Annotated in this window: 25 protein-coding genes; 13 read left to right on the forward strand and 12 right to left on the reverse strand. The window is 39.8% G+C overall.

The window, feature by feature from the left end:
- Positions 1–164 precede the first annotated feature (164 nt).
- Positions 165–293: a hypothetical protein gene (locus PSF27_RS21100; protein ID WP_263974613.1), complete on the forward strand. Its 129-nt coding sequence runs from the start codon at positions 165–167 to the stop codon at positions 291–293.
- A gap of 60 nt (positions 294–353) precedes the next feature.
- Here the strand turns inward: PSF27_RS21100 and PSF27_RS15625 are convergent, their stop codons facing one another.
- Entirely contained in the window at positions 354–950 is a 597-nt protein-coding gene (locus PSF27_RS15625) for a pentapeptide repeat-containing protein (RefSeq protein ID WP_272681846.1), read from the reverse strand.
- Between the two features lie 206 nt (positions 951–1156).
- Here PSF27_RS15625 and PSF27_RS15630 point away from each other — a divergent pair, with 206 nt between their 5' ends.
- Positions 1157–1570, forward strand: coding sequence for a GNAT family N-acetyltransferase (locus tag PSF27_RS15630; protein ID WP_272539622.1), 414 nt, complete (start codon positions 1157–1159; stop codon positions 1568–1570).
- Positions 1571–1589: 19 nt separating this feature from the next.
- On the opposite strand, the gene PSF27_RS15635 is transcribed toward PSF27_RS15630, so the two are convergent.
- On the reverse strand, positions 1590–2123 hold the full coding sequence (locus PSF27_RS15635; RefSeq protein WP_206082298.1) for a GNAT family N-acetyltransferase: 534 nt from the start codon (positions 2121–2123) through the stop codon (positions 1590–1592).
- Positions 2124–2384: 261 nt separating this feature from the next.
- Here PSF27_RS15635 and PSF27_RS15640 point away from each other — a divergent pair, with 261 nt between their 5' ends.
- Positions 2385–2645: a DinI-like family protein gene (locus PSF27_RS15640; protein ID WP_206082299.1), complete on the forward strand. Its 261-nt coding sequence runs from the start codon at positions 2385–2387 to the stop codon at positions 2643–2645.
- A gap of 54 nt (positions 2646–2699) precedes the next feature.
- Here PSF27_RS15640 and PSF27_RS15645 read toward each other — a convergent pair whose 3' ends face one another.
- Positions 2700–3491 carry a MipA/OmpV family protein gene (locus PSF27_RS15645; protein ID WP_272574077.1) on the reverse strand — a complete coding sequence of 264 codons (792 nt, stop codon included), beginning with the start codon at positions 3489–3491 and terminating at the stop codon, positions 2700–2702.
- A 22-nt stretch (positions 3492–3513) separates the two neighbouring features.
- Positions 3514–3759, reverse strand: coding sequence for a hypothetical protein (locus tag PSF27_RS15650; RefSeq protein ID WP_272681847.1), 246 nt, complete (start codon positions 3757–3759; stop codon positions 3514–3516).
- Positions 3760–3930: 171 nt separating this feature from the next.
- Here PSF27_RS15650 and PSF27_RS15655 point away from each other — a divergent pair, with 171 nt between their 5' ends.
- The 3 genes from PSF27_RS15655 (at position 3931) to PSF27_RS15665 (ending at position 6627) form a co-directional block, all read left to right on the forward strand.
- Complete coding sequence (locus PSF27_RS15655) at positions 3931–4605, forward strand: response regulator (protein ID WP_272681848.1); 675 nt, start codon at positions 3931–3933, stop codon at positions 4603–4605.
- The gene (locus PSF27_RS15660; RefSeq protein ID WP_272681849.1) at positions 4595–5956 is read left to right on the forward strand and encodes a sensor histidine kinase; all 1362 of its coding nucleotides are present in this window, start codon (positions 4595–4597) and stop codon (positions 5954–5956) included. The genes PSF27_RS15655 and PSF27_RS15660 overlap by 11 nt, the downstream gene beginning before the upstream one ends.
- Positions 5957–6051: 95 nt before the next feature.
- The gene (locus PSF27_RS15665; protein WP_206082304.1) at positions 6052–6627 is read left to right on the forward strand and encodes a cysteine hydrolase family protein; all 576 of its coding nucleotides are present in this window, start codon (positions 6052–6054) and stop codon (positions 6625–6627) included.
- A 14-nt stretch (positions 6628–6641) separates the two neighbouring features.
- Here the strand turns inward: PSF27_RS15665 and PSF27_RS15670 are convergent, their stop codons facing one another.
- Both PSF27_RS15670 and PSF27_RS15675 read right to left on the reverse strand, forming a co-directional pair.
- The gene (locus PSF27_RS15670) at positions 6642–7490 is read right to left on the reverse strand and encodes a D-amino-acid transaminase (protein ID WP_272681870.1); all 849 of its coding nucleotides are present in this window, start codon (positions 7488–7490) and stop codon (positions 6642–6644) included.
- A 423-nt stretch (positions 7491–7913) separates the two neighbouring features.
- The gene (locus tag PSF27_RS15675) at positions 7914–8420 is read right to left on the reverse strand and encodes an anti-virulence regulator CigR family protein (protein ID WP_241016769.1); all 507 of its coding nucleotides are present in this window, start codon (positions 8418–8420) and stop codon (positions 7914–7916) included.
- A 333-nt stretch (positions 8421–8753) separates the two neighbouring features.
- Between PSF27_RS15675 and PSF27_RS15680 the strand changes: the two genes are divergently transcribed.
- From PSF27_RS15680 to PSF27_RS15700, 5 genes are all read left to right on the forward strand, one after another.
- Positions 8754–10022: a mechanosensitive ion channel family protein gene (locus PSF27_RS15680; RefSeq protein ID WP_272681850.1), complete on the forward strand. Its 1269-nt coding sequence runs from the start codon at positions 8754–8756 to the stop codon at positions 10020–10022.
- Between the two features lie 283 nt (positions 10023–10305).
- Positions 10306–12735: a DMSO/selenate family reductase complex A subunit gene (locus PSF27_RS15685; RefSeq protein ID WP_206082306.1), complete on the forward strand. Its 2430-nt coding sequence runs from the start codon at positions 10306–10308 to the stop codon at positions 12733–12735.
- A gap of 11 nt (positions 12736–12746) precedes the next feature.
- Complete coding sequence (locus PSF27_RS15690) at positions 12747–13364, forward strand: DMSO/selenate family reductase complex B subunit (protein ID WP_206082307.1); 618 nt, start codon at positions 12747–12749, stop codon at positions 13362–13364.
- Position 13365: 1 nt separating this feature from the next.
- Positions 13366–14142, forward strand: coding sequence for a dimethyl sulfoxide reductase anchor subunit family protein (locus PSF27_RS15695; RefSeq protein WP_206082308.1), 777 nt, complete (start codon positions 13366–13368; stop codon positions 14140–14142).
- Positions 14143–14292: 150 nt separating this feature from the next.
- Positions 14293–14886: a TorD/DmsD family molecular chaperone gene (locus PSF27_RS15700; protein WP_206082309.1), complete on the forward strand. Its 594-nt coding sequence runs from the start codon at positions 14293–14295 to the stop codon at positions 14884–14886.
- Positions 14887–14940: 54 nt separating this feature from the next.
- Here the strand turns inward: PSF27_RS15700 and PSF27_RS15705 are convergent, their stop codons facing one another.
- On the reverse strand, positions 14941–15483 hold the full coding sequence (locus PSF27_RS15705; RefSeq protein WP_206082310.1) for a DUF924 family protein: 543 nt from the start codon (positions 15481–15483) through the stop codon (positions 14941–14943).
- 418 nt (positions 15484–15901) lie between these two features.
- Between PSF27_RS15705 and PSF27_RS15710 the strand changes: the two genes are divergently transcribed.
- Complete coding sequence (locus tag PSF27_RS15710) at positions 15902–16171, forward strand: hypothetical protein (RefSeq protein ID WP_206082311.1); 270 nt, start codon at positions 15902–15904, stop codon at positions 16169–16171.
- Between the two features lie 40 nt (positions 16172–16211).
- On the opposite strand, the gene PSF27_RS15715 is transcribed toward PSF27_RS15710, so the two are convergent.
- Genes PSF27_RS15715 through PSF27_RS15735 form a run of 5 tightly spaced genes read right to left on the reverse strand, consistent with a single transcriptional unit; the run spans position 16212 to position 22393 of the window.
- On the reverse strand, positions 16212–17954 hold the full coding sequence (locus tag PSF27_RS15715; protein WP_272681851.1) for an acetyl/propionyl/methylcrotonyl-CoA carboxylase subunit alpha: 1743 nt from the start codon (positions 17952–17954) through the stop codon (positions 16212–16214).
- Between the two features lie 4 nt (positions 17955–17958).
- Positions 17959–19545, reverse strand: a complete 1587-nt coding sequence (locus PSF27_RS15720; RefSeq protein WP_272539628.1) for a 5-oxoprolinase/urea amidolyase family protein — start codon at positions 19543–19545, stop codon at positions 17959–17961.
- A gap of 9 nt (positions 19546–19554) precedes the next feature.
- Positions 19555–20361, reverse strand: coding sequence for a putative hydro-lyase (locus tag PSF27_RS15725; RefSeq protein ID WP_206082314.1), 807 nt, complete (start codon positions 20359–20361; stop codon positions 19555–19557).
- Entirely contained in the window at positions 20358–21137 is a 780-nt protein-coding gene (locus tag PSF27_RS15730; RefSeq protein ID WP_272681852.1) for a LamB/YcsF family protein, read from the reverse strand. The genes PSF27_RS15725 and PSF27_RS15730 overlap by 4 nt, the downstream gene beginning before the upstream one ends.
- A 14-nt stretch (positions 21138–21151) precedes the next feature.
- Complete coding sequence (locus PSF27_RS15735) at positions 21152–22393, reverse strand: NRAMP family divalent metal transporter (RefSeq protein ID WP_206082316.1); 1242 nt, start codon at positions 22391–22393, stop codon at positions 21152–21154.
- 413 nt (positions 22394–22806) lie between these two features.
- On the opposite strand from PSF27_RS15735, the gene PSF27_RS15740 reads away from it, so the two are divergent.
- Positions 22807–23469 carry a GntR family transcriptional regulator gene (locus PSF27_RS15740; protein WP_272574084.1) on the forward strand — a complete coding sequence of 221 codons (663 nt, stop codon included), beginning with the start codon at positions 22807–22809 and terminating at the stop codon, positions 23467–23469.
- Positions 23470–23833: the final 364 nt, after the last annotated feature.

Here is a 23833-nt window from a genome sequence, read left to right on the forward strand (position 1 = left end):
GTTTACTCAGATAAAATACCTGATAAATATAAGTAGTTTTAACAATAAACTTTTTAAAAAATGTCCCTTCTCTATTCCCAAATTTAAAAAACTCATTTATTCTTAAATTGAGCGAACATGCTTACGTGCAGTACTGTCACCGCCAAGCATTACGGGAGGTTTTTATGTTTCTCGTATATACCATCATTGTCATTGCTTTTTTCATCTCTTTGGCGACTATTGAAATGCCTGATAGCGACAAAATTAGTATTGAGGTTGAAGATAAGCAAATAGGACTTATGTATGCAATGTAATATTAAATAATCGCCCTTTCAGGCCCCCCTGCAAAGGGCATTTTTATGACTTGTTATATCTCAATCAATAAGTTGAATATCTAGCCCATATAACAACTCTAATGCTTCAAAACGCGAAAATTTAGCCTGTTTTAAGGTATTTTGTCGAATATCAATCGTAAAAGAATGAGTACCTGTAAGATCAGCCGAAGTTAAATTAGTTTGCATAAACAGACTGTTTGATAAGTCACAATCTGTTATCACAGACTTATTGAGTTCCACATTTCTAAAATCAATATCGTGTAAACGACAATCATCAAAATGAGTTTCATGAAGTTTAAGCGCAAAAAAATTGCTACCGCTTAAAATACAACTTTTAAAACTCAGCTGTGAATAAAAATCAAAACGAGGCCAATGCGCTTTTGTCCAATCTACCCCCACTAATTTACTCCCATTAAATTCACAAATAGAAAAACGGGAATTAGGGATGGAGATTAGGCTCAAATTGCATTTTAGAAATGTACATTCGACAAATCGGCAATCTGTAAAACAGCTTCCAGTAAAGTTACAATTGATGAATTCACACTGCTCAAAAAGTACATGCTCTAGTCTTTCGTTTTCAAGCTCTAAGTTACAAAATTTTTGTTCTAAATATTCACCATGGTTCTCTATTTCCACTTTCCACCTCATAATGCATGTCATCACACACCTAAAAGCTGACATTTACTGTATATAATACCCTGTATTTTTTATAGTAACCTGGCCCTTTGCACATAAATACCTATTTTATGTTCTGCTTACCAACAAACATATCTAATCTATTGAAAATAAAGATTATTTAGCTCTATACTACTACCCCCTAATAAATTAGAAGATACCTTCACATGAATTGCCGTTTAGCAACAATTGATGACATAGACAATATCTACAAAATAGACACTGTAGCGACAGATGTTCGATTAAACGAAATCACACATTGGGTAAAACAGAATGACTGTTTTATATTGGAAAAAAATCAAGAAATATTAGCGTACGGTGTTATAAACACACATTTTTTTGGCTATGGGTTTATTGAACTATTAATGGTCAATAACCAATATCGTCGGCAAGGTCTTGGGCTTATACTAATCAATCAATTGATAAAGAAAAGCCCGACAGCCAAAGTTTTCACGTCAACTAATAAATCAAATACAGCCACTCAACAGCTATTGATAAAAACTGGCTTTATTCCTAGTGGCTGTATTGAAAACATAGATGATAATGATCCAGAGCTTATTTACTGCTACATCGCTAGGTAAAATGACCTAATAATCAGGTCTATAGTAGTGATTTTTCCATCACAACAGTTTGTAGCATCTGGTTAAATTGCTGATACGTTTCTTTATCTATTGTCTGTGGAAAACTTAATACTTCTAACTTATGGGGCTTATTTTCAGGATAATAACTCGGGTGAGCATGGTTGTATTCGTTTTGTTGAAAACCACAGTGCTGATAAAACGAAAGCCGCTTTTGACTGATTTCATCAATTACAGGATCAATTTCAAGGATAACTAACCCTACATCGTGGCAGAATTGCTTTAGTACTTTCTGACCATACCCTTGCCCCCGGAGAGAATCTGAAATGGCGAGATGTTCAATGTAAAAGTATTCATTAATTTTCCAGCAACCAATAAAACCAACAAATACGTTATTATCTGTAAAATAATAGAGATAATAGTCGTCATGACTCAAAATTGACTTACGACCTTGATAACTTCTCTGCTCATAAAGCGGAAATGCCTGATCATATAGCTGATTAACAACATTATTCTCGTTTATGTTTTCCCTAGAAATTCTGATTGAATGTAGCATTTGATTTTAGACTCATCGTTATATGAACATAATTACACTTTTAGAATACGTTTTTTTTAAGATCTGACAATCATTTTATCCACTGCAAACCTATTTTTATAAAAAAATAACTATTTGTTTTAATTGTTTATTATTTTCTAATATAAAAATATTGGTTTTTAACTCAGATTAATTTAAAAAATATTTTTGTGATCATATTGACTTTTTTCTATATACGCCCAAAAATACTGTATATTAACACAGTAATTGGCCGAGGCTATTATGTTAAGAATTGAAGTTTTATTTGATAAAAATGCACCACAAAAACCAAGCACAAACGTTTTACACGCGCTTGAATCTGAGATTTTACGTAAATTGCAAAATCAATACCCTGATATGGTAACCCGTGTTGGTTTTAGCTCGCAGCAGCGCGTAAACATTTCAGGAACCAAAATGTCTGAAGATAAAATCCGCATTGAAGAAATATTGGAAGAAATTTGGTTAGATGACGGGTGGATCCCCGAAGAAAATACTGCTGAATAGACTTCATTAACGAAAGGAATGTTAGTAATCAATAAGCATTCCTTTTTTGGATACTTAAAATTTGTAGCGGAAGCCAGTTAACCCCACAAAACCTAATTTTTGTTCTGTTAATGAACTCTTTCCTGCGTCACCAATTAAATAATACGCAGCGATACCAGTATATAGCGTGAAATTATCATCCATATTGTAATTTAATATGGCTGAGCCATGTATATCTTTAAAACCACTACCTGCATCATATTCTGCGAATTTAGTTTTGCTGGCTTGTTGTTTGGAAACACCAAAATAAGCTTGGTTATAGGCTTTATTTCCCCAAACCGCCGCTAAATTATATTCCATTTCCCATGAGCTATTAATGTCATAGTCTGTATTCATACCTAATTCTATAGTAACAGTTCGACCTATATGGCGACCGCCATAGCGTCTATCTTTTGTTGCTATATCACCCATGATGTAAAACTCATAATTATTTAGTGTATAAGACAGATCAGCGCCAACTAACAAGGAGCCATCTAAGTCCCCCATTCCTTTTAGGTCTTTATTTTTATTACCCAAAAATCCAACTTTTTCATCACGCCCATAGTCATAGCCCAATGAACTGACAAAAGTGAGATTATCCGTTAAGCCTATTCCCCATGCTGCACCTTCAATACCTAAGCTAAATACGCCATAATCATCAGAAAGATATGCATACGTTGCTTCTAAGCTTGGTCCAAGCTGGTACTTTTTTGAACCTTCATAAACGGGTGCTATATTGATCCCCGCCCCTGCAATAAATGTACTTTCCCCTGCAAACACATAGCTACAAGGTAAAATGCCAACCATTAATGCTACAATTTTTTTCATGTTCAAATTACGCTCATCGTAGTTAATAAATCTTTTGTCTTAAAAACGTTTTAATTTCTTTTAATAGGTTTGATTTGTTTTTTCTTTCATCAGAAAGATGCGACTGCGAAATACATTTATTAACATCAATACATGTTGATATTTCATTGGTTGTTATGCTAGAAGGATAAATGCCTGATGTCTTATTGAAATCTTTTCCCATGATGATCAAAGCGATGAGAATAACTGCAATAAACATTGGTACTTCATAGAAAGCTTGTTTCATCATCAATGCTCTTATTCTTAGGAGGGTGTAAGAATAATAATCTGTCTATATTTTTGTACCTTAAAACTGGGTTAAACCAACCTTAAGATAAACTTAAATCTAAGCTGAACTTGAGACGGCGAGATATTGTCTGGTTTCCATTGACTACTTATACTGACGGTCAGAGGTGATAATATGAATATCCTATTAGTAGAAGATGATCTCCAGTTGGGAAAAGCACTTTGTCGTGGACTTGAATTAGCTGGTTTTAACCCCTGTTGGGTACGGTTGCTTACAGATGCAAAGTCACAGCTCGCTTCTCGTAATTTTGATTTAATGCTATTAGATTTAGGGCTACCTGATGGTGATGGTCAGGAAGAATTAATTGCATGGCGTCAATCTGGGGAGTCAATTCCAATCATTATATTAACAGCTCGAAATCAGATGGATAATTTGGTTTCTAGCTTAGACTCAGGCGCAGATGATTTTTTGACTAAGCCCTTTGCCATGCCAGAACTTATATCTCGCGTCAAAGCTGTAAGCCGTAGAATAGCGGGGTTTTCTTCTGAGATTTGGCAATTAGATAATCTGCAATTAAACCCGTTAAATCATCAAGTCACACTTAATGAGCAACTGCTTCTGCTTTCTGGAAAAGAATATTTATTACTGTATGAATTAATTAAGAATGCCGATAATGTTGTTCGAAAAGCAGACTTAGAACAACGTCTCTTTGGTATTGATGATGTAGAAAGTAACTCTTTAGAGGTTCATATCCATAATTTGCGCCGCAAGATAGGTAAAGAACGCATTATTACTATCCGTGGTATCGGTTATTTATTAAAAAAAGAAGCTCAAACAAGTGAAAGTTAAGTCCTTTTTTATTTATACCTTCGGATTACAAATTAGCTCTGTAATTTTTCTCTGGCTAATATTAGTTGGCTGGCTACAGTTTTTCTATTGGCCTTCAATTCATGAAGAGCTTGATAAACAGCAAGAGATTATTACTCAAGGATTTGCTAAAACATTAAGTGTGGTTTCAAATAACCCTGAATATTTCAAAGAAATTGCAGATAACCTACAAAATCTATATGCAGACGCAATGGAGAGTGGTGATGAAATAACCTATCGTCCTTTTATGGTTGTCAGGGACCAACAAGGCAATGTTTTTTACCGCAATAATGAAAAATTAAAGGTTCCTTCACTAAAATCTGTTTCTGAATTAGCTAACCTACATAAAGATTGGCATTTCACCTCTGCTTGGGATAAAACAAACACATTCGAAATTGTTATTGCAGAGTCCTATAGTGATAGAAAATCATTATTAGGAACCCCTGCTGAAGGCACTGCAATTCCTCTCGCCTTTATTTTAGGAATAATGTTACTTGCTATTTTAATTACCGCCTATTTTAGTCTAAGACCATTAAGACAAGCGGCAAAAATTATCTCCAGCCGCCAACCTGGAAACTTAACGCCTATCGAAGTTAAGGAACAATATAAAGAGATTCGGCCGATTATTGCCGCAATCAATAATTTAATGGCTCGTGTTGATGCGGCTAATCAGCGTGAAAAGCGTTTTATGGCAGATGCCGCACATGAGCTTCGCACCCCGATTGCTGCCGTTATCGCCCAATTACACTTATTAATGCAAATCGATAATCCAAAAGAAAAAGAAGAAATTATTAATGACATGCAGGAGACACTAAACCGCGCAGCTTCTTTATCTCATCAGCTTATTGATTTAGCCCGTTTAGAAGCCGAGGATTTCGTCTTAAATAAAGAGCAAGTCGATATACCCACTTTAATCAGCACCATTATTTCATCCCATGTTCCTTATGCAATTAATAAGAATATTGATGTTGAACTGCAAAGCCCAGAATCATTCTATGTGCTCACAGATAAACTAGCTCTGACAAATATCTTTACCAACTTAATTGAAAATGCGATCAAATATTGCCCTGAAAAAGGAAATATCAAAGTTTCAATTAAAGATTTAACCCCCTTTGGTGCCACTATTTCATTACAAGATAATGGGCGAGGCATTCCTGAACAAAGTCGCCAACTCATTTTCTCTCGCTTTTACCGTGTTCCTGGCACAATGGAAACAGGGAGTGGATTAGGTTTATCCATCGCCCATAATTTAGCAATGAAAATTAATGCGTCAATTAGAGTTACTGATGGGTTAGATAATAGAGGGATTGGTTTCATTATTGATTTGCCATAAATCTAATTCTGTAATTGAGTTAACAACACACTCCCTATTTTAGGGTTAAAATAGCCGCCTTTAAGTTAATTTACTTACAGCAAAAAGAGGCAATAATGTCCAAGGCATTAGTAATTATTGATCTCATTGAAGAGATAATTGGTAAAAATGGCTTATCAAATTCCAGCTACCAACAAACTTATGAGCGCAAAATTATTGAAAAAACGAATCAAGCAGCCAATCACGCGAGGAACCTTCATATTCCTGTTATTTGGGTAAAAGTCGGTTTTTCTGATAATTACCATGATGTTCCCGCTGGCTCCCCCATGTTTCAACATGCCAAAGAAATCGGCGCATTAAAGTTAAGTGATAATGGCTGCAATTGGGTAAATGACCTTGATGTGGGTTTTCGTGACCCAATCATGATTAAAAAAGGTGTCTCTGCATTTGCAGGAAACCATTTTAATAAATGGCTGACTAATAATGGAATTACGCAATTATTTATCGGTGGTGTAAGCACCGTAAAAGCCATTCAGAGCACAGCACGGGAAGCGCATGATTTAGGCTATTTTGTCACCATTTTAGATGACTTATGCGCCGCGCCAACACTTGAACTTCATGAACAAAGTCTCCAAGCATTAGAGGGTATGGTCACCGTTTCTTCCGTTAAGGAATTTCTGCAATTAAAATAGCAAAGCCTAATTTATTATTTTGTATTTTCTAGGTAAATCTCACGTAGCCGGATGGCAATATTCCCCGGCTTACCTTCTCCAATCTTCTGATGGTTAATCTTGATCACAGGGCAAACTAATGTTGTAGCTGATGTCATAAAGACCTCTTTCGCCGTTAGCATTTCTTCAAGACTAAACGCTTTTTCGATAATTGCGATACCCTGCTCTTTAGCCAGTGAAAGAACGGCTTTTCGTGTAATGCCTGGTAATATTTCATGACTCAACCCTCGGGTTTGTAATTGACCATGTTGATTCACAATGAAACAATTACTGGAGCTCCCTTCTGTTACAATTCCATCTTTGACGAAAATTGCATCATCAGCACCTTGTTGTTTAGCATACTCTTTCGCTAAAGAAGCCGCTAATAAAGCCACTGTCTTAATATCACACCGCGCCCATCGAATATCGTCTACTGTGACAGCCCTAATGCCATTTTTTACTTTTAGGTTATCAACAATATTCGTCTTTTGTGCAAACAAGACTAATGTTGGCTGAATATCTTTATCAGGGAATAAAAAGTTACGCTGCTTTGCATTTCCTCGAGTGAATTGAAGATAAATAAGTCCTTCATTGATATTGTTACGCTCAATTAATTGCATATGAATTTGTTTAATTTCTTCTGAGCTATAAGGTAAAGCAAGTTGCAATTCATGACATGAGCGTTGTAAGCGTGCAATATGATGTTCAAAATCGACCAATTTACCGTTAATAATGGCTGTTACTTCATACACCGCATCGGCAAACAAAAAACCCCGGTCAAAAACGGAGACTGTTGCCTGTTCTTCAGGTAGGTATTGACCATTTACGTAACTTATCATTGAGATACATCCCTTTAATCTGCCATTTTATTCTCTTTTATATCATTAACCATACACCATATTTATCTATCTGCGTTTAAATTCATCTCTTTTTTCTTATAAAGCGTCTAGAGGATGCACCAATAACCGTGATGAATATCCACATTAAAATTATGTTTAATTTTTAAAATATATTTTAGGATTAACTTGACATTAACAATCCAAAGATTAAAATGCTCTCACGTGATCAAGATCACACTTTAATAATCGGAGTTAACCATGAGCAGCATTAAAGAATTTATCAGTAGTGTTCAAGAAGTCGTTGAATTACTGTCAAAACGTTTTATGTAAGTTAGTTGTTTTCTAGTCAATCAAACCTTTCATTTACCTTATCATTAGCGTTAATTTGCAAACATTTTGCACAGCGGCTTTGAATTCAAAGCCGCTTTTTTATTCAAAAACATTTTCAATAATCTCTGCAATAATCGCAGTTCCAACTGCAACAAGCAGTAAATCCCGCCCACTTACCTGCCATTCATAACCAACATACACTGGAAGTTGCGATACAAATTCCCTAGGGAGTACCTTTTTGGCAATACCAGGTGGTAATGGTTTACCTCGACCAATTTGTTTCGCTATACCTGGTGGTAAGCCTTTATACCCAGTTAAGCCATATTCGATAGCGAGTGGACGAGCATAACCAAAACTGACATTAAAATTTGCCAGCGTATGTTTCTGCTTATTCGTATCTTGATGCCATTTAGCATTACTTCTTTCGTTTCGCTGAGTTTGCTTATCCTTTCCATTATGAACTTGGTGATGCCCTTTACCCTTTCCTTGCTCATTATTTTCATATGGTGAAGACATTGATGATAGTGGCATTACCATCGCAAAGAAAAATAGTAGATGACGAGAACGTACTCCCCTCCCAACATTACTTAACTTAAATATATTCATGATTACCCCCTGAATACGCAGATCTGTGAGAAAACTCGCTTTTAATATTCAGCAAACATTATTCTGTGCCATATTCATTCGCAATCGGAAAATACTTATCATCTGTCATGTTATGTAAATGTTATTTCTCTACTGGGCTGTGTCTTTTGAAATCTGCTATTTTAATGATAGTCTTAGTCGTCATTAATGTGATGAAATTATTAACTAATTAAAACATTTAAGGCAGTGTTTAATATCACCCTTAATGAGTTTTTATCGCATATATGATATGCTATTCAGGCTTTGCTCACTTTTTTGAGATTTTCTACAAAACCTTTGATAGAAGGAGAACACATGCAGCAGCAACTGCTCGACTGGGTACACCAGTTTAATCAAGACTATGCCAACCTCGCCTCTTTGCTCATTGTGCTTGGGCTCATACTGATTGTCGCCCTTGTCTTACACCTTTTTTTACACAAAATATTGCTACCCTCATTAGAGAAACGGGGGCAAAAATCAGTAGGTAGCTGGCCGCATTTGCTTACCCAACATAATCTTTTCAACCGAATTGCATTTGTAATTCAAGGTATTGTTGTTAACATTCAAGCATCACTTTGGCTATCTACTGGGTCAACAGCCCAGATAGTGCTTAAAGTCGGTTCACAAGCATGGTGCCTATTATTTGGCTTATTAACGATTTACTCCATACTCGATATCGTGTTAGGCATCTTACAACGTGCTGCTAAAACCGCTCACCTTCCTTTGCGAGGAATTTTCCAAAGTATTAAGCTCATCGCATCCATACTGATTGCAATCATGATCATTGCGCTACTAATTGGTAAGTCTCCACTGATTATTTTAAGTGGACTCGGTGCCATGACAGCAGTGATGATGTTGGTATTCAAAGACCCAATAATGGGCTTAGTTGCTGGTATACAATTATCTGCCAATAATATGGTCAATATTGGCGATTGGTTAGAAATGCCTAAATACGGTGCGGACGGTGCTGTTATTGATATCGGTTTAACCACCGTTAAAGTCCGTAATTGGGATAATACTGTTACAACTATTCCAACTTATGCATTAATTTCAGATTCTTTTAAAAACTGGAAAGGCATGACCGAATCTGGCGGGCGCCGGATAAAACGTAGCTTTCGTATTGATGCCACCAGCGTACATTTTTTGACACCAGAAGAAATTTCGCATTGCGAAAAAGCAAATTTACTTGAGCCATATATCGGCCAAAAAGTGTCTGAAATCCAAGTTTTTAATTCCGCAATACCTGATGATAAAGCAATCCCATTAAATCAGCGACGTTTGACTAATATTGGGATATTTCGCGCATATATTGATGCCTATTTAAAAGCACACCCCAATATTCATAAAAAAATGACGATTATGGTGAGGCAATTGGAATCTGACTCAAATGGTATTCCAATTGAGATTTACGCCTTCACTAACACAACGGTTTGGGTTGAATATGAGAGGATTCAATCGGATATCTTTGACCATATTTTCTCCATTTTGCCACAGTTTAATTTAATGCCGCATCAATCACCTACCGGAAATGACGTTAGGTTAATTAACCAATCGGCAGTAAAACCGTTAACCCAAAGTAATTAGTTAAAGTTTCTTATTTTTCTACATCTAAAGTAGTATTTTAAAAGAGGGTTTACCCCCTCTTTTTCCTCGCTTCATACCCCACCATTATATAAAAAAAAACATAACGATTGTTAATAAAAATCGGATTAAAATCAGTTCTAGTTCAAAAAAAAACCTTATAAATTATATGAATACATCTAATTTATCCGCAGTAACATTGATGTACGTCATGTCACTTAACAGAGACTTTTTTTAACATATAAAACAAGAAAGTCGTGTTGTTATTTACATATAGGCAATGTCAATGCATAAAATTAAAAATAATACTCAATTTGGAGAACTGAGCAGGAGGGAGTTTATACAAACCTCCGCAACTGTTGCGGGTGTCGCCGCAGTAGCAGGCTCAATCACTCTCCCCTTTTCTGCTCAAGCAAAAGCACCAGCAATCATGCCTGACGAAGTCAGTGAAAAAATCAGTTATAGCGCATGCTTAGTTAACTGTGGAAGTCGTTGCCCTCTGAAGGTTCACGTTAAAGACGGTGTTATCAGCCGTATTTCTAACGAAACAATGTACGATGACTCCACATTAGGCGAGCACCAAATCCGTCCATGTTTGCGTGGACGTTCTGTACGTTGGAAAACCTACAACCCAGACCGCTTAAAATACCCAATGGTGCGTGTGGGTAAACGAGGTGAAGGTAAATTCAAGAAAATCACTTGGGATGAAGCCACCACCATCATCGCTGAAAAACTGAAATATACCATTGATAAATATGGCAGTGATGCTATTTACTACCAATACGGTTCAGGTTCTACAGGCGCCAATTTGCATGGTCGCGCAGCGTGTAAACGCTTACTTAGCTTAACGGGTGGTTTTTTAGGTGACTACGGTACTTATTCGTACGCTCAATTAATGGAAATTACACCATACGTATATGGTAGCGTTGAAGAGTCTTATTTATCTGAAATCCAAAATTCTGATTTAGTCGTCATGTTTGGGCATAACCTCGCCGAAACACGGATGTCTGGTGGTGGCCAATTCTATGAAACACTCAATGCCTTAGACAAAAGTAAAGCGAAAGTCATTATTATTGACCCTCGCCGCACGGATAGTGTCACAACTTTGGGCGCTGAATGGATCCCTATTTACCCAGGCACGGATGCTGCATTAGTCGCTGCATTGGGTTATGTGATGATCCAAGAAGAGTTAACTGACGAAGAATTCCTGAAAAATTATTGCATCGGTTGGGATGAGTCTACACTTCCTGCTTCTGCACCGCGTAATGGATCATACAAAGATTATATCTTAGGTAATGGTCCTGATGGTATTGTTAAAACCCCTGAGTGGGCAAGTAAACTGACAGGTATCTCTGTTGCTCGTATTACCCAATTAGCACGTGAAATTGGCAATGCAAACCGCGCTTGGATCTCACAGGGCTGGGGCTTACAACGCACTGAAAATGGCGAACAAGCATGTCGTTCTATCATGATGCTGCCATTGATGTCAGGTAACATTGGCCGAGCAGGAACTAACACTGGTTTATGGGGTAATAGCTACGCTTATCCTGTTGCAGGTTTTGCGCTACCTAACCCTGTGAAAGCGTTGATCCCAACCTACATGTGGTCTGAAGCCATTGTACGAGGTAAAGAACTGACTGCAGAAAATGCTGGTATTAAAGGCGTCGATAAACTGGAAAATGACATCAAATTTATGTGGTGCTATTCCAGTAACGTCATTGGCAACCAGCACGGTGATTTGAATAAAACGCATGAAATTCTCTCGGATGAGTCTAAGTGTGAGTTTATTTTGGTGTGGGATAACCATGATACCCCATCCGCTAAATATGCTGATCTGCTGTTACCTGATGTCACTACGGTTGAAACTAACGACCTGATTAATAACTCCTATGCAAGCGGTGCGTATCATTATCTTGTACGCTTACAAAACGCGATTGAGCCGTTATGGGAAAACCGTCCTAACTATGATGTGTTAGCCGAAATCGCTGAAAAAATGGGTGTTAAAGAACAGTTCACGGAAGGCCGTACTTACGCTGAGTGGATTGAGTTCTGTTACAACAAGACTCGTGAAAAAATGCCACATCTACCTGAATTTAGTGAAACAGACGGTGCGGGTATCATTGACCGTAAGTTCCTAAATAGTAGCGAAAATATTGCACTGAAAAAATTCCGTGATGACCCGATTAACAATCCGTTAAAAACACCATCTGGAAAAATTGAAATTTACTCGGAAAAATTAGCTGAAAGAGTCAAAAACTGGGAGTTGCCAGAAGGCCAGCGCATCCCTGCTCTTCCTGAATATTGTGTGAATAAAGAAGGGGTTGAAGCACAAGCTAAAGACCAAAAGCACACTTTATTAATGACAGGCTTCCATGATAAAGGCCACGTACACTCCTCTTATTATAATGTTGCGATGCTGCGTGAAGCCATCCCACACCAATTTTGGCTCAATCCAATTGATGCACAGCAACGTGGTTTAAGTAATGGTGATCTGGCTGAAATTTTCAATGACCGTGGCCGTATCCAAATTAAAGTCAAAGTCACTGAGCGTGTCTTACCTGGTGTTATTGCTGTTCCACAGGGTGCATGGCGTACTCTAAATAGTGAAGGTTTAGATGTTGGTGGTTGTATCAATACATTGACTTCTCACGTGCCTTCTCCGTTGGCAAAAGGAACACCACAGCATACTAACCTTGTTGAAGTTAAACGCGCTTAAGGAGTTAAATCATGAAACAGTATGGCTTTTATTTTGACTCCACAAAATGCACTGGCTGTAAAACCTGTCAGGTCAGTTGTAAGGACGAAAAAGATTTAGATTTAGGCCCTAAATTCCGTCGTGTGTACGAATTTGGCGGCGGTAGTTGGCAAAAACAAGATGGCATTTGGCAGCAGAATGTCTTTAATTATTATCTGTCAATTTCCTGTAACCACTGCTCAAACCCAACATGTGTCGCGGGTTGCCCAACAGGTGCAATGCATAAGCGAGAAGAAGATGGCCTAGTAGTTGTTGATCAGTCTATTTGTGTAGGTTGTCGTTATTGTGAATTGCGTTGCCCATATGGTGCCCCGCAATTTGATGAGAAGAAAAAACTGATGAGCAAATGCGATGGCTGTTATGAGCGTGTCGCAAAAGGTATGAAGCCCGTGTGTGTTGAGTCCTGCCCACAACGCGCTTTAGACTTTGATGATATTAATGTTCTGCGTGAGTTACATGGCACAGAGTGTGGGATTGCACCAATGCCAGACCCAAGCTTCACTAATCCGAACATTGTCATCAAACCCCATAAAGACGCGAAGCCATTTGGTGATAAAAGTGGCGAACTAAAAAACCCTGCGGAGGTGTAAAATGCATGAATTACCATTAGTTTTTTTCACCGTCTTAGGGCAATCCGCTGCGGGGCTGTTTTTGTTGGCCTATTTAAGCCGCAAAATGGGTTCCATCGATGACAAACAGTTAAAAACGGCGAATATCGTTGCGTTTGTTATTATGCTTATTGGTTTAGTTATCGGTGGATTGCACGTAGGTCAACCACTGCGCTTCTTTAATATGCTGTTAGGTGTTGGTCGTTCTCCAATGAGTAACGAAGCCTTCTTAAGTGGTGTATTTGTTGGATGTGCAGCAGCAACCTTGTTTTTCACATTGTTCTTCAAAAATACCGTCTTGCGTGAATTGGCGAATATCGCGGCTGTGGTATCTGGATTAGCCTTTGTCTGGTCAATCCCACAGGTATATAACATTGCAACAATCGCAAACTGGAATACGGGCTATACCACACTGCAAATGTGGATGACCATGCTCGTTGGGGGTGGTGCACTTGCCATTGCCATTGGTGCTCGCGGATTAGGCATTGCTGCTTTTCTTATCGGTACGTTCGCTATTTTTGCCAGCCGAGCGGGATATCAAGCGTTCCTAACAGAAACAGGCCCTGTTCTCAGTAGCGAGCAAACAGGTTTCTGGGGCTTCCAAGTGGTTGTTTTAGCTATTGCCTTAGCTGCATTTGTTGGTATCGCACTGAAACAACGCGCACCGAAAGCGACCTTAGCTACCTGTGCGGCAGCGGTTTTACTGGCTGAACTTGCGGGTCGCATTGCTTTCTATAATTTATGGCAAATCACCATGTAACCCTTTGTTGTTACTGTGTTAAAATGACCTATCAAAGGACGCCTTTTGGCGTTCTTTGATTAAATGCCAAAATTACTCTGCAACAATATCATTGAACGTAATCAGATTAAAATGCCATGCTGCAGCGCGAAATAAGATGGATAAAATACGATGCTAGACACCACTATACTGCGCATTTTAGGTGCGTTTTTTTACTATTCCCCACAATCAGATACCTTACAGAACGTCTATTCCGCCTTAGGTGAATTACCACAATTACACTCATGGAAAGACTCAGAACAAATTCAGGCTATTTGTGCTTCATTGGCACAAACTGCCCCTAATGATATTGCTTATGATTACTCTGTCTTATTTGAAGGGCAAGGTAGCATGCCTGCTCCACCTTGGGGATCAGTGTACTTTGAGCATGATAATACCGTCATGGGAGAGTCAACTGCGGCTTATCGCAACTTACTGCAATCAAAAGGGTTAGTTACTGATACTGGCATTCGAGAACCTGAAGACCAGTTTGGCTTGATGTTGATGGCAATTTCAGCGCTCGCAGAACATGGGGAAGATGACGCTATCGTTGAATTGTTGGAGCAGCACTTATTACCGTGGGCATACCGCTACTTAACCTTAGTTCAACAAACGCAAACAGAAAACGCCTTCTACCCAAATATCGCCAAGGTCACTGAAGTCTACTTAACTGACTTACAAAAACAACTTGAACTTACACCAATTCAGGTTGAGTTATTCCGCTAATTTTATTATACCCAAGAGTAAGCTCAAGCTGCCTGCTCTTTGGTTATTTAAACGTTAAAATGAGGAGCCTGGCTCTTGCAAAAAAGCCAGCTCTTGTTGGGTCGATGGGCGGCCTAAAACCGTATTACGATGCGGATAACGACCAAATTTATCAATAATCGCTTTATGGCGCATTTCATAATCTAACGTATTGTCATCCCCTAACATACGGAAGAGTTCCACCGCTTGTAAATGAATGAAACTGGACTCTGAGTGCATATAAGGCATTAAGACAAATTTACGTTGCGATAGCGTCAATAAATTATAATCATGCTGCTTGATGGCTTCTTGCGCTAACGCTAACGCCATCGCATCTTGAGCAAAAGCGCGCGGAGTATCACGCCATAAATTACGAGAGAACTGATCAAGCACGATAATTTCCGCTAAACGACCACGAATTGACGCACGCCAATAAGCGAGTTCTCCTTTCGCTGCACGCTCACAAATCGCTGAAAAACGGCGGGCAATCGTCGAATCAAATTTTGTACTTTTTTCAAACCACTGTTTTGGTGTTGATTCTTCAAACCAAAATGAAAGCACTTCTTCCATGGCATTCATCGTATATTCCTATCGATTTTCTTATTAGACGTTATCGTAATCCTAGTTAATAATCGTATTAATTAACAGAGTTAAACTCTAAAAACAGCAATTCACAGCAAATTATTTTGTTTTTTTGAGACCTAACGCTAAAAAATTGCACAACATTTTTTGTCACAATTTAACAAATTAGCTTGTTTATACCTGAGGTAAATTATTGTATCTATCACTATAATAGGTTTAAACTTTTTCAATTTTCATGTTTTGTTATTTAATGTGAGGACATCTGTTTATCAAGAGGAAATAGATACATTTGGTTAAGCTAATGTTAGAATTTCACTGATAAGATAATTGTATAGCTAACGCGTTTAAGTACACGACGCCACATTAATAATTCTTCAGCGTTTAATATTGGCTCTCATTAAGGATGGCAATGTAAATGGCAGGACATATGGTACTTATTGGTTGGGCATTATGGGTCAGCCCTTGCGGGACAGATTCATGTGATGCACTCCCTGTCACTGACACCATTTTCACTCAAGAACAATGTGTTAGCAGAAAAAGCTACCTCGAGTCAAAACGCCCTAATCTGTATTTCCTCTGCGGGGAGGTCTATCGTGACAGCGAAGAAATGACTGCGGAAGAAAAACATGCTGTTCCAGCACCGCATCCCCCTCTACGTTCACTGCCAGAACGCCATTCACGCTAACTTGAGCCCCTATTTGAACCCAAGTTAGCTAAAGGATTAACTAATTTATTTGTGCAATTTGGCAATCTGCTTCGATAAAATCGCCTTTATTGACACTATGTTCTAAAGTTCCTGTTTGATGAGCAAGCACCTGAACTTCCATTTTCATTGCTTCCATTACCCCAATAATATCCCCTTCATTCACTTTTTCACCTTGTGGGATTAACCAGTTAAATAACACACCTGAGATCGGAGCATTAACAGCATCTGGATTACTCTCCTTTTTAGAAGTCACTTTTGTTACTGGTGCATTGTTAACGGATAAACCAGAAAGGAGCTCAGCTGGCAAGCCCAATTCACAGCGTTTGCCATCAATTTCAATAAACGTACGCGTTAATGCATTGCTATCTTGTGGAATTTGACGTGCCGCAGGAGGAATATCCACATTAAACTCCGTTTCAATCCAGCGAGTGTGCACTTTAAAATCGCCACAAAAATCAGCCTGTTCCATCACGGCCTGGTGGAAAGGTAAAACAGAAGCCACCCCCTCAATAGTAAACTCAGCCAAAGCACGACGAGCACGTGAAATAGCTTGTTCACGGGTATTTCCAACCACGATCAGTTTTGCCATTAAAGAGTCAAAAGTTCGCGGGATTGTTGTGCCTGCTTCTACCCCACTGTCCACTCGTACACCTGGCCCTGATGGTGCATCAAAAACGGTAATCGTCCCTGGCGTCGGTAAGAAACCATTTCCTGCATCTTCTGCATTTATACGAAACTCAAAAGCATGCCCCCGCGGTTTAGGCATTTCATTGATACTTAACGGCAGGCCTTGTGCAATACGCAACTGTTCAATAACCAGATCAATTCCTGCTGTTTCTTCTGTCACAGGATGCTCAACTTGTAATCTTGTATTGACCTCAAGGAAAGATAACGTTCCATCTTGGCTAAGCAAAAACTCAACCGTACCCGCGCCGACATACCCCGCCTTACGACAAATATCGGTCGATGAAGTGATAATTTGCTGTAATTGCTTTTCTGATAAATATGGAGCAGGAGATTCTTCGACTAATTTTTGATTACGACGTTGCAATGAGCAATCGCGGGTTCCCACGACCAGTACATTGCCATGCGTATCTGCAATAACCTGTGCTTCAATATGGCGTGGATTATGCAAAAATTGCTCAACAAAGCATTCACCTCGACCAAATGCAGCGGTCGCTTCGCGCACAGCGGAATGATAAAGCTCTTCGACCTCATGCATTTGCCATGCAACCTTTAAGCCGCGTCCACCACCGCCAAACGCCGCTTTTATTGCAATCGGCAAGCCATGTTGATGGGCAAACTCCACCACTTCTCGTGCGTCTTTAACAGGGTCTTTTGTCCCGACAACCAAAGGGGCTCCGACCTGCATTGCGATATGACGAGCTTGCACTTTATCCCCTAAGATATCAATGCTTTCAGCACTCGGGCCAATCCAAATTAACCCTGCCTCGTTAACCGCGCGAGCAAACTCTGCTCGTTCGGATAAAAAACCGTATCCTGGGTGAACCATTGTTACCCCTGATTTCTTGGCAATACTTATCAGCTTTTCAATATTTAAGTAACTTTCAGCTGGGGTGCTCCCCCCTAAAGCATAAGCTTCATCAGCCATTTTGACGTGTAACGCAGCTATATCGCTATCTGCATACACGGCAACAGATTGAAAACCATAATCACGACAAGCACGGATAATGCGTACAGCAATTTCGCCACGATTGGCAATCAATACTTTATGGTCTTTGTTATTGTTGTTCGTATTCATAAGCTCAATCACTCCCTTGTAATTCTTTAAACTCGCCTAATGGGTTAAAACGTATTAAGGCATTCACTGGAATTTGCCCTGCGAGATCCAAATGATACTCACAGACAGTACCGATAACGGGGTATCCGCCCGTCAATGGGTGGTCGTTTAAAAATAAAACAGGTTGTCCATTTGCAGGGACTTGGATCGCCCCAATACAGGTCCCTTCACTCGGTAATTCCTGTTGGATTTTTCGCTCAAACGGTTGTTCACCCAGAAGTCGCAAACCAATACGGTTCGATGCAGCAGTCACTTGCCATAATTGGTGAGTGAGTCGCTCAATAGCCTCCTGAGTAAACCAATCTGTTCTTGGCCCCAAAATAACATCTAAAACCACAACATCATCTGCTGATGGGTAATCAAAAGCAGGCATTTCGTTAACGGAGATAGCTTGCGAAGTTGTTTGATTATTTATTGCGAGCTCTTGACCAACGGCTAAGGGTAATGGCCCAACTTGGGCTAGGGTATCAAACGAACGACTCGATAAAATCGGGGCAACATTAAAACCACCACGAATGGCCAAATAACTGCGAACACCTTTCGTTGGGCGCCCCAGTTTAATCTCATCGCCTTTAGCAAGATGAAGAGTTTCATACACATTCGCTTCGTAGTATTCGTTGTTGTTTGTCGTTATTTCAATTGCACAAGGCGCCCCTGTGACAGCAACGATTAAATTTTTATTTGCCCGTGCCTTAAAACCACCTTGCGTGATTTCTAACACTGTTTCATCGGAACGATTACCCACAAGGCGGTTAGCACTACGCAGAGCCGTTTTATCCATAGCCCCTGATTCTGAGATACCCAGCGCTGATTGGCCAACACGGCCTAAATCTTGGAATAATGTTTGTAACCCTGTCGCTAATACGGTGAAATCATTCGTTAAATTCTGAGAGATTGCTGTTTGCTTGACCTTTTCAGGCAGGCTATAGCTCAGCGTACTTTTCGCTGCATTGGTAAAATTCACCCGTGAGCCCGCTTGGACTAAAGCAGGCTCGGGACGATTGATATCCCACATAGCAAGATCTGTCACACCAATCAGCTGCCATCCGCCTGGACTTGCTTGTGGGTACACGCTGCTAAACTCCCCTGCAAGCGCGACAGAACCCGCGGGGATACGAACGCGTGGTGATTGGCGTCTAGGGACATGCAACTGTGCATCTTTCGACACCATGTAACCAAAACCAGGTGCAAAACCACTGAATGCAACGTGGTATTCATTTTCCGTATGACGACGGATCACTTCACTGATAGAAACACCTAATATTTCAGCAACTTCTATTAAATCTTCCCCTGTATAATGCACTGGGATGACCACTAATTTGCTCGATTTAGACGTCACTTTCGAAATATCTCTGACAGAAATCTGGCTAACCAAATTTTTCGCATTAACAATGATAGGGTTATAGCGAACTAAAATCGTCCTTGCTGCAGGTGTGATTTCTTCAATCCCCTTAATTGGCGTTTCATACAATGAATCTGTGAGCGCCATTGTCTGCTCAAGGCTTTGAAGCTCTACCATCAGCGCACTTAAATTGACAGGTAAAAATCTCAATGGGCACCTCTATATATGATAAGCCGCATCAGGCACATCAGTGATGAACATATATCCAGGCGCATGGCTTAACGCAAATGGCACCCCCGATTTCATCACTGCCGCTTGTGGCGTCACACCACAGGCCCAAAATACGGGAATTTCCCCCTCTTCGATACGTACCGCATCGCCAAAATCGGGTTGCATTATATCGGCAATGCCAAGCTGCTCAGGAGCACCAATGTGCACAGGTGTACCGTGAACGGCGGGGAATCGCCCTGTTATACTGACAGCATCAGCAACGCGGTTTGCAGGAATTGGTCGCATCGAAACCACTAACTCCCCTTGTAAGCGCCCTGCAGGGCGACACAAGCGATTGGTTTTATACATTGGGACATTCGATTTATCGGTGATATGGCGCACATCAATACCTGCCTCAATCATAGGTGTCTCGAATGTGAAACTACAGCCAATCAAAAATGTAACTAAATCAGGATATTGTCGATAAATTGCGGTCGCATCCGTGATTTCATCGGCTAATTGCCCATGTTCCCATACGCGATAACGCGGGATATCAGTTCGTAAATCTGCACCTTCAGCTAACATGGTTTGCCAACTTCCCGATTCACACACATCTAAGACTGGGCAACTTTTCGGATTACGTTGTGCGTACAATAAAAAATCAAACGCCCAATCACGAGGAAGTGCAATCATGTTGGCCTGCGTCATACCTGGAGCAAGACCTGCAGTCGGTTTATCATAACCATTACGTATCGCTTCGCGGGCAATTCGTGCGGCCTCAATCGCTTGCGTAGAGGCTTTCATTAATTGTGTCATTCGCGCTCTCCTTTATGGGCAAAGCCATAAATTTCAATCCCTTGTTTTTCAAGGATAGAGCGAACTTGTTGTGCCATTTCAAGCGCACCTGGACTATCCCCGTGAACACAAATGGAGCCAGCATCAATTGGGGTAAATTTACCATCAATAGATACAACACCGCCTTCCTGCACTAATTGCAACATACGCTCAGCCACAATTTTCGGGTCATGTAATACAGAGCCTGCGAGTTTACGGGAAACCAATGTACCATCGCAGTTGTAAGCTCTATCTGCAAAGGCTTCTGCCACAACTTGCAAACCACTGTCTTGTGCCCAACCAACCAGCGGAGATCCCGCTAATGCAACAAGAATTAATTGATTATCAATCGATTTGATTGCATCAATCACTGCGATAGCTTGGCGTTTATCATGTGCAATCGTGTTATAAAGTGCACCATGGGGCTTCACATATAACACATCAGTGCCCGCAGCAGTGGCTAAGCCTTTTAGTGCGCCAATTTGGTAAATCACATCCGCAATCAATTCACTGGAAGCAATATCCATATTTCGACGTCCAAATCCCACTAAATCGGGATACCCTACATGAGCGCCTACTGCCACACCATTTTCTTTGGCCGCTTTTAAGGTTTTTAAGATCCCTTCAGGTGAACCCGCATGAAAGCCACAAGCCACATTTGCACTGCTGACTACAGATAAGATAGCCTCATCATTTCCCATCTGCCATTGACCAAAACTTTCCCCAAGGTCGCTATTTAAATCGATTTGTTTTTTCATCATCACTCCAAGGGTTATTTCAGATAATTAAAGATGGCGCTGACTGACATCGCCCCCATGTACCAAGTCAGTGCGCAAGTCACCACACCTGACCATAATAACCAACGTGGATAGTGATAACCTGACATCAAATCTGCACGTTTCCAGCCAATATAGACAAAAAGAGTCAAACCAATTGGCAGGATTAATCCATTGAATCCCCCCGCAAAAACCAGTAATGCAGCAGGTGCCGTTCCCATCAGCAAATACACTATCAGAGAAACTGCAATAAAAATGATCGTTGCGATATTACGTTGTCTTTCAGAAATAGTGTGTTTGAAAGCAGTTAAAAAACTCATCGACGTATAAGCCGCACCAATCACACTTGTTAGTGCCGCAGCCCATAAGATCAATCCAAAAATACGTAAGCCAAAATTACCTGCAGCAGCCTGAAAAGCTTGAGATGCGGGGTTAGCTGCATGACCAGAGATATCAATTGTTACGCCACTTGCAACAACTCCTAGAATGGCAAGGAATAAGACATAGCGCATTAAACCAACAACCAATATTCCTTTTGTTGCCGCACTGGATACCACATGAATGTTTTCAATCCCTACCGTGCCTTTATCGAGTAAGCGATGAGCCCCCGCATAACAGATATAGCCGCCAACCGTACCGCCCACAATTGTCGTAATCATCGCAAAGTCGACGGTATCGGGTAAAACACTTTGACGTAGCGCTTCCCCAACGGGTGGATTCGATGCAATTGCGACAAACACGGTTAAACCAATCATGACAATCCCGAGGCCAATAATTAACCTATCAATAAATGTACTGGCTTTGCGTGATGAGAAAATATAAATGGCAAGTAAGGCGCTAATTAATCCTCCCCATTTTGGGTCAAGGCCAACAAGTGCATTTAACCCTAGTCCTGCCCCTGCAATATTACCGATATTAAAAATTAAGCCGCCAAAAATCACCAATATTGCCAGTAAATAACCACTCCCAGGGATAGTCGCATTCGCTATTTGTGATGAGTGCATTTTGGTTAATGTCACGACTCGCCAGATATTTTGCTGCACAACAAAATCAATCACGATGGAGGCTAAAATACCAAAAGCAAATGCCGCGCCCAACGTTACAGTAAATGTTGCAGTTTGGGTAATAAACCCAGGACCTATCGCAGACGTCGCCATCAAAAATATGGCACCAATTAGTGACGAGCGGCGACTTTTCACATACTCAGCAGTGCTTGGTGCGCTTTCTTGAGCTGCCATATACATACTCCTCTATGTGTTATTGTTTTAATTATTTGTGTCGTTGTAGATGTTGTTATTGCGATTATCACTCAGGCAATTATCGTGCCATTGTTCTACTTGTTATGTTAATTGTTAATTCATCTTTAATGGATTGTTGAACAATTAGTATGAGATGACGAATAAACAATCAATAAAAATCGTTATCCATGATTTAAAAATCAAGGCGTGATCACTTTTTTAACAATGAAAGCAAAAAATAGGTTATGGATCTCATTGGAATGCACTAATTCAGTGCGGCTTAGGCTATTTTTCACCATATAGGTGCAAATCAGGGGATGCACCCTGATGTTTTTGAAAGGAAACTTGCCGCTTAAACTTGAATATGTGAATATAGCCGCTTCATCATCCACCAAATTCAAGTTTGCATTTTTATGAAAAAAACGCCTGTTGCTCAAACCTTGTCAGTCACGATTGCGGAAGTCATCCGTGCTAAAATCACCGTAGGGGAAATCACGCCAGGGCAGCGGCTGTCTGAAGCAACATTGAGTGATGAACTCGCTATTTCACGTAATACGCTTCGCGAAGTCTTTCGTGTATTAACACAAGAAGGATTACTGACCTATGCACCAAATAAGGGCGTTTTTGTGTCAGTTCCTGATATGGCTGCGATTATTGATATTTACCATGTGAGACGGCTCATTGAATGTAATGCACTAGAACACGCTTATGCGTTACATCCTGCCGTGCAAAAAATGAAAGATGCAGTTGTTGATGCGCGTCAACATGAAAAAATCGAGAATTGGATTGGTGTGGGCACAGCCAATATGAAATTTCATACTGCTATTGTCGAATTAACCGATAGCGAGCGGCTTATCAAACTTTATCGTAATATATCTGCTGAATTACGTCTCGCTTTTGGGCACCTAAATGACCCCAAAATTTTATATGCACCCTATATTGATAAAAACCAATTTATTCTTGAGCTACTCGATAAAGGCCACAACCTTGAAGCTGCAAATACCTTACGCAGCTACCTTGATTTATCTGAAAGAACACTATTGGCAGCTTATAAACGCAGCCAAACTTCATTTTAATTTTCTTGTTTTACCAAATTAACGCTGTTCCCCCCTCTTTGAATTACCCCCAGATTAAATTTTTTACATTACAAAAATTTGAGTGAATCATCTTATTCCCACAATAAAAATTTTTACGAATATTACAGCAAAATAAGTTTAAATTTATCGAGTAGAAAACTCTGCATTGTTAATTAATCACATTCATATCTTTAATTTTAATATTCCATTTATATCGGTATGTAATAAAAAAAGTACTTTTGTTTGTTTTTTCATCCAATTTAGTTTCCCCCCCTTACGCATTTAACTTATTTTTAACGTAAAACCAACCAGAATAAAACACTTTCATTTTTTTAATGTAACTCGAAAATTAACTTTCTCACGC

Origin of the sequence: Providencia sp. PROV129 (assembly GCF_028482245.1) — a bacterium.
In the GTDB taxonomy this organism is placed as follows: Bacteria; Pseudomonadota; Gammaproteobacteria; order Enterobacterales; family Enterobacteriaceae; genus Providencia; species Providencia vermicola.